The organism is Bacillus sp. JJ722 (assembly GCF_036963345.1).
GTDB lineage: Bacteria > Bacillota > Bacilli > Bacillales > DSM-1321 > Bacillus_AD.
The window spans coordinates 442-7,763 of the sequence record NZ_JBALMO010000192.1; the positions used below are offsets into that span (position 1 = coordinate 442).

Below are 7,322 nucleotides of genomic sequence, written 5' to 3' on the forward strand. Positions count from 1 at the left end.
GTCGTTATCAATATCATCTTTTGTAATGAGTTGATATGGAGCATTCCATTTTTTATCATGACTATGTTTAAACTCCATATATCTTTTAAAATAATGTGAATTATTTTTCGCTAAACTATCTAGTAATATCCATTGGTCTGTATTATATTCTGGAAAAATAAAAGTATACAGGCCTTCATAATGCATAGCCCCAGTAACTACTAGATTGAGTTCCTCTACATGATGTCTATAGTGATTTTCTATAAACTTTGGAGGGACTAACATTTCTCCATCTAAAAAGATTATAATTTCTCCTTCTGAATGCTTTATTCCAATATTACGTGTAAAAGACCGACCTTTATTTTTTTTAAGACGGATGTATTTTAATTTAAATGGAACATCTATTTCTTTAAGAAGAATTGGTGTTTCATCTGTAGAACAATCATCAATAAGAATGACTTCATATTCAATGTTAGAAAATGTTTGTTTTGATAAAGCATAAAAAGAAAGGGAAAGTTGGTGATTTTTATTATAGGTAGGCATGATGATACTCACTTTTATTGGATTAATATGATTGTTTTTGATTAGAATTTCGTATTGCTTATTATCCATATCAGTTCTATTTTTCTTCAAATTGATAGGATCCTGTTCAGATAAGAATCTACTAGTTTCAGTATAAGTATGGTTAGGTATATTTACAAAAGAAGGTTCAATGGAGGGATTTTTATTTATTTCATTAATACGTAATCTAACTTGCTTTATTTCATCAAGTATTTGTTGTAATTTTTTTTCATATCTTTCAAGGTTATTATCACTTCTTAATGAACTAGATAAATGTTTTAATTTTCTCCTTATTTTCTGTAATTCTAAGCAGTTTCTGTCCATATATTTTTCTCCCTTCAAAATTCAACTAACATGCCTACTTATTAATAATATGGTTGTTATCTATTAGTTGTAAGTGTGCTTGTCCTGATGAAATAGAATATTTTTGAGCATATGTGTTTTGCGAAATAAAAGTGCAGAGTATTGCAACGACAAAATTACGCTGCAACTTTACATGGAGAGGTGGGCAAGCTAGCCTGAAATGGCAAAACCAAGCCTTATGGCTACTGGGTTTCTTGGCTGGAAGTGTATGCTCATAGAGGCTCCGTGTCAAGTTGAAATACACTGTATTTGCAACTGCAATTATGTGTATATTTTTTCTGCAAAATACAGCATATATTTATAATAGAATTAATGAATATTTTTTGATAAGTGGAATAAAAAAAGATAAGCCGACTACTATGAGTGGCTTACTAATTTCGGAAACAATTTATAATAAAATTATTTTATAATAACGAGTATCCCTCCACCTGATAGAGAGCTGCTCTAAATAATAAGCCAATTGGTGTTACTCTGTAATATTAAAGACAAGTAATTGTCCATGATGTTACATTACACAATATCTTATTTATAATGTTGCACATATTATAAAAATGTACATTACTAAATTAAATTTAGTGGTGTACATTTTTTATTTTGTCTAACATTATCACTCGAATTTGAATTGTATCGAAACATAGTTAAAACAACGATTCTTAAAAATTTGTCCTGAAGTTCTTGTCCAATAATAAAGACAAGAACTTCAGGACTTTGTATAATAAAGACAAGAATTCCCATACTCTTATATTAGTTTATAATCGATTGAAAAAAACTATTGATAATAACAAAATACATTTTAATCTCGCATCCGTCTCTAAACAATTCACAGCATTTGCAATTTTGTTAATGGAGCAAGAGGGTAAACTGAGTTTAGACGACGATTAAATGTATACTATAAATTATACAAATAGAACAAGGAGGGAAAGTAATGACTAGAAAGCAAAAGGTTATAATTGTTGGTGCAGGGATTGTTGGTGCATCTATTGCTTATAATCTATCAAAGGAAAATCAGGATGTCACTTTAGTTGAGAGCCATTCAAAAGCAGGATGTGGTGTAACATCAACTTCCTTTGCTTGGATTAATCCTTCAGGGCGTGTTCCAGATAACTTTCAACATTTGTATGACGGTTCATTAGCAGAATATCATGTATTGGAAAAAGAGATCCCAGAATTAAAGGTAGATTGGAACGGCTCCCTTTCATGGGGAATTCCTGTAAACATCCATAAATCTTATATAGAAAAAATAACTCGCCAGCAAGTATCGGACTTAGAACCTCATTTAAAAGAATATCCAAAGGAAGCACTATATGCTTTTAAAGAAGGTGCAATAGACCCTAATATTCTAACTAATCTTTTAGTAAAGAAAGCGCAAGAAAATGGGGTAAATATATTATTCGACACAAAAGTAACACAAATTAAAAAGAAGGACGCTAAAGTTGTTGGCATACATACTTCAAAAGGTTTTATAGAATCAGATGTCATTGTATTGGCAACTGGTACAGCTTTACCTGAGCTTTGTAAGCCTCTTAGTATAGATGTTCCTGTTGAGTCATCACCTTCTATTATTATTCGTATGAAATCTCCAAAAAAGCTTATTCACACATTAATTTCTAATTCAAGATTTGAGGCAAGACAACTATCTGATAATACTATAATTGCTGCTGAAGATTATTTGGATGACCATGGAGAAAACGGACCGGAAGAGGTTGGAAGAAGAGCTTTTGATACCCTTCGAAATGATTTAAAAAAAGGAGAATATCTTGAGCTAGATAGTATTCAAGTAGGGAAGCGACCAATGCCTAAAGACGGCTACCCCATTGTTGGTTTTCATGATCAAATAAAAGGACTTTATTTAGCAGTTATGCATTCCGCAATCACGTTATCTCCTGTTATTAGTCGATTGGTTGCGAAGGAAATCGTAGATAATGTGCAGTTAGAAGAACTAGAAGGTTGTAGACTATCTCGATTTTACCCAGTAAATGAATAATGCTTGATTTTACTCAGGTTTCTTTATAATCATCTGGACATTCTTGTCCATATTAAAAATACATTTAAATGTGATCTGCCTAATTTTATTGAAACTTTATTATAAGACTACCTTAAATATATGAGTGTCTGCAAATTCTTGTACAAAGTGTCCGCAAGTTCTTGACCATATACACCCTTATACTATACTGCCATTTCATAAATATCCCAAGTTATATCTTTAATCACAAATAAAAGCTGAACTAATACAAAAATTAGTTCAGCTTAAAAATACCTTGTTATAATGTTGCACATTGTATAAAGAATACTGATGTATTAAGTGCATTGCTTTAAATCTTGACTTTTAATAAAACATTATGGCGCCGCTTTCAAGAAGCCTCATCCCCTTCACGCGGCATTTTAATGATAATGGTTCCCTTCCCCAGTCTTAATCGATTCTACAACTGCGTAAAATGCAGTTCGTTGAGGAGCATTGATACCGAATTCCACAACGCCTGCAGGTTTTCCGGTTTCAATAAACGAAAGTAACCACACAGTCCAATTCTTAATATAATTAATCTATAAAGAAGCCCGATTTTAAAGGGCTCTAAGAGATATTATTCATATCAAACTTATTCACTTTCCAAGTCCCGAAGTGAGAGGGGCTTTTTTATTTTCACACTAAACCCAAGCTTGGTGCAAATTCATATTTCACATAATTTATTAGTATTAATCAGTATGACCGCGATAGTAAGGGCACACTTTAAGCGTTATCTCATATAAACCACCAATTCCATATAACTGTTTTATTTTGGGTTACCGCCAACATTCCGCGTTTATCTGACGGTACCCCATATGCAAAAAGGCTCCCGCCAAATGCCAGTCAGTGTTTTCTATGAACAGCTGATTAAGGACACAGCGTGCTATTCAAAGCAGGGAGGGCCTGCCGTACTGTCATGACTAAAGCTTAATAACAAGTTTCCTTCTTCATACCTGCGCAATGTATCTTTAACCTAGAATATCAGAAAGTGCACTTTGTACGTATGGAAATTGAAAGGAGTAATTGTGGTAAAGTGCTTTTTGAGGGAGTACCCGCTGCCCTTTTAACACCAACTGACTCATTTCACCAAGTACTACTTTTACTACAACCCCAGGAACATGAAGCCAATATGGGCGGTGAAGGACGTCTGCAATGGACTGTCCAAATGTTGACATGCGTATTGGATGTGGCGAGGTCACATTCAAGGGTCCATCTACTTCAGAATTAATAATAGCGAAGTAAACCATCTCAACCGCATCTTGAATGTGCACCCAGGAAATCCATTGCATTCCACTGCCTATTGTCCCCCCAATACCTAATTTATACGATAGCACCATTCGTGGAAAGGCACCATCTTGACCCAGAATGATGCCGAAACGCGCGAAGACCGTTCGAACGCCCAATTCTTTCGCCATTGCCCCTTCTTTCTCCCAACGCTTTACAACACTGGCCAAAAAATCGTTTGCGTCACTTTTGGAGAACTCATTAAACATTTTGAAGTCTGACATCCCGTAGTAACTTACACCTGAAGCGTTAACAAGAACTTTTGGCTTTGGATGAAGATGTCTCAAAATTCGAATGACCTCTTTTGTGGCCGTAAGACGGCTATTCAAAATAGCCTCCTTTTTACTTTGGATCCACCGTCCGCTATTAATTGATTCCCCGGCTAAATTGACTATCGCATCGACATCCTTAAGTTCGTTTTCAGGTTGATGATCTGCAGAAAGCCAATTAACATAATGAACGAATTCACTTGTTCTTTTATGATCAGGAAGACGCGTTAATATGGTTACCCGATGTCCTTTTTGAGTCAACAGCTGAGTCAAGGCTTGACCTACAAACCCGCTTCCTCCCGTTATAACAACATGCAATTTACTCACCTCCTGTAACTACTTTTTTATAAGTTAGTGAATAAAATAACGGCCTAAAAGATTGCCAACAAGAAAAATCGGGATCATGAGCAGGCTGACGGGGAGACTTGCAAAAAGTAAATGCCCGTCTAACAGGCCGAATTCGAACAATCTGTCATAGGCAATAAGACAGTAAGGGATGAGAAGGAATAGCGCCGTTATGATGCCAGGTGTGTAGCCTTTGAAAAAGATGGACTGAACAATATGCATGATCGCCTGAAGAATAAATAAATTGAGAATAGCTGTATATAAAAGAAAGCCCCCTCCATATAATGTGAAATGGGCCGTCACCACTGTAGTGAATGAAATAATCAATAAAATCCAAGTAGCCGAAACAGAAAGCTGGGCAGCGGTCGAACCTAGTTTTTCCCTCATATTTAATATTAGTTGGATGAAAGAAGATTTTTGAAACCTATTTTTGCTTGACTTCATGGAGGATTCAATGGTTATGATCTCTTCTAAGTCATGGAAAATAAAAACGATTGGGAACAACCAAATGATTGTATGAAGATCGAAAAATTGGCGGAAAGTTTCAAGCATGATTTGCCTCCTGCTTGTTGTAGTTTTGTTCATTGTATGGGACAGACTTTAAAAATATGCAAAAAGTCACATGGAAGCTATTTAAATCCACAGATCCCTGTTTAGCTCCCTTCAGCTAATTTATGATAATGGGCCAAGGCCAATAACGGAAAAACGTATTCGTAACAATGATAATTGATATAAAAGGCTCCCGCCATTCCTCTTCCTTTCGGGTAGGCCTTTGCCCAATCTTTTTCTTTTCCATCTACTAAAAAAGTTGCGCCGCGCTTAATGTCAGGTGTGACTTCAGCCGCGGCTGAGATAAGTGTGTCAAGGGCCCATGCTGTATGGGTGCGGGTACTTTCGCCCAACGGCACATAACAATTTTCGATATCACTTTTACAGGATTCTCCCCACCCTCCGTCTTGATTTTGAATGGCTTTTAACCAGTTTACAGCCTTCAGAATGGCAGGATGATTCGGGGAAATTCCAACCGCAACCATTCCCGTTACAGCCGCCCATGTGCCATAAATATAGACGCCCCAGCGCCCTACCCAAGAACCATCCGACTTTTGATTTTTTAACAGCCAACGAATCCCGCGTTTCACCATGGGATGATGAAAATCCAAATGGGTATAGTTCCCGAAAAACTCTAATGTCCTTCCCGTTAAATCAACCGTCGACGGATCAATCAACAAATCTTTTCCGCCCTCGATCGGTAACAGGTTCAATATTTTCTTATTTACATTCTTTTCGAATGCCGCCCATCCACCGTCATTGTTTTGCATGGAAATGAGCCAGTTGATTCCCCGATCCCATGCCTGTCGACAATCCACCCTTTCTATGGCTAACGTTCGAATCGCTCTTAGTGCTGCCGTTGTGTCGTCAATATCCGGATGGATTGTATTCATGTCCTCAAAGCCCCAGCCTCCCGGCAACTGGTTTGGTGCATGAATGACCCAATCCCCGTATTTGACATGTTGCCGGGAGAGGATATATCGGTTTGCCTTATGGACGGTATTCGATGAATAAGGAACTCCGGATTCTTGCAGAGCATAACTGATTAACGTCGTGTTCCAGACCGTAGCCGTCGCATATTGGCAGTGAAGTTCTCCATCAATCCGGCAGGCCATCGCTTTTAAGCCTTGCAAGGCACGGGTAATCACCGGATGTGTATTCGAATATCCCCTCGCCAATAAGGCAAAAATCATCATAGAAGTTGAACCGAAATAATTACAAAAGGTGCCATCCTGTTCTATTCTATCCAGCATATATTGTTCGGCGCGATCTAAAGCTAACCCGCTAAGGTATCCGGGGTAGTCTTTCAGACCTTTTATCCCTTTTTGAATCAAATGGATAACCGAGCGGAATTCCGGATCTTCTGTAAAAAAACGATTTTCTTTTTTCAGATACAAATCAGAGAGATCAGGAGACCGTTGCGTTCTCCTGCTGAAACCCAAATTGGCCAGAATCAGAAACGGTATGATGTTCGTTCTGCCAAACATGGAGAAGTCAAAAAGATTAATTGGAAAGGAGTCTGGTATAAGCAGCACTTCAATCTTAATGGGAAAAGGCGGCCACTCGCACTGTCCGGTTAAAGCCAACAGGACTTTAAAAAGCATATGGACTTCTGTAGCTCCTCCGTTGGCAAGGATAAACCGCTTGGCTGCCTGGATATCCGGGTCATCCCGATTCCGGTAACCGGAGTAAAGAAGGGAATAATAAGCTTCCACAGTGGACGTAAGATTCCCTTTTCCTTCATCATAAAACAAACCCCATGAACCATCTTTCTGCTGTTTCCCTGCAATACGTTCCACCAGTTCTTTTATGAACGCCTCATCATTTATCTCCAATGTCCGCAATAAGATAATCATGTGACAGTCTGTTCCAATGCCGGTCTCGAAAGGATATTGCCAGGATCCGTCATCTGATTGGTCCCTAATGAACTGATCGACGATTCGGTTCATTTCCTCATGTACCCGATGTCC

General features: G+C 37.6%; 5 protein-coding genes and 1 pseudogene. 2 read left to right on the top strand and 4 right to left on the bottom strand.

The annotated features are described in order from the left end of the window. The coding region (locus V7014_RS20315) for a glycosyltransferase family 2 protein (RefSeq protein WP_335509736.1) at positions 1-864 on the bottom strand (864 nt) is incomplete at its 3' end. 831 nt (positions 865-1,695) lie between these two features. Here V7014_RS20315 and V7014_RS20320 point away from each other — a divergent pair. Next, a pseudogene (locus tag V7014_RS20320) lies at positions 1,696-1,779 on the top strand (serine hydrolase); the annotation flags it as partial. 49 nt (positions 1,780-1,828) lie between these two features. Beyond that, positions 1,829-2,887: an NAD(P)/FAD-dependent oxidoreductase gene (locus V7014_RS20325; RefSeq protein WP_335509738.1), complete on the top strand. Its 1,059-nt coding sequence runs from the start codon at positions 1,829-1,831 to the stop codon at positions 2,885-2,887. 986 nt (positions 2,888-3,873) lie between these two features. Here the strand turns inward: V7014_RS20325 and V7014_RS20330 are convergent. The 3 genes from V7014_RS20330 to shc form a co-directional block, all read right to left on the bottom strand. Next, a complete protein-coding gene (locus V7014_RS20330; RefSeq protein WP_335509740.1) occupies positions 3,874-4,785 on the bottom strand; it encodes a TIGR01777 family oxidoreductase in 912 nt (303 codons plus the stop codon). A 24-nt stretch (positions 4,786-4,809) separates the two neighbouring features. After that, entirely contained in the window at positions 4,810-5,355 is a 546-nt protein-coding gene (locus V7014_RS20335) for an HXXEE domain-containing protein (protein WP_335509742.1), read from the bottom strand. A gap of 101 nt (positions 5,356-5,456) precedes the next feature. After that, the coding region (shc, locus tag V7014_RS20340) for a squalene--hopene cyclase (RefSeq protein WP_335509743.1) at positions 5,457-7,322 on the bottom strand (1,866 nt) is incomplete at its 5' end.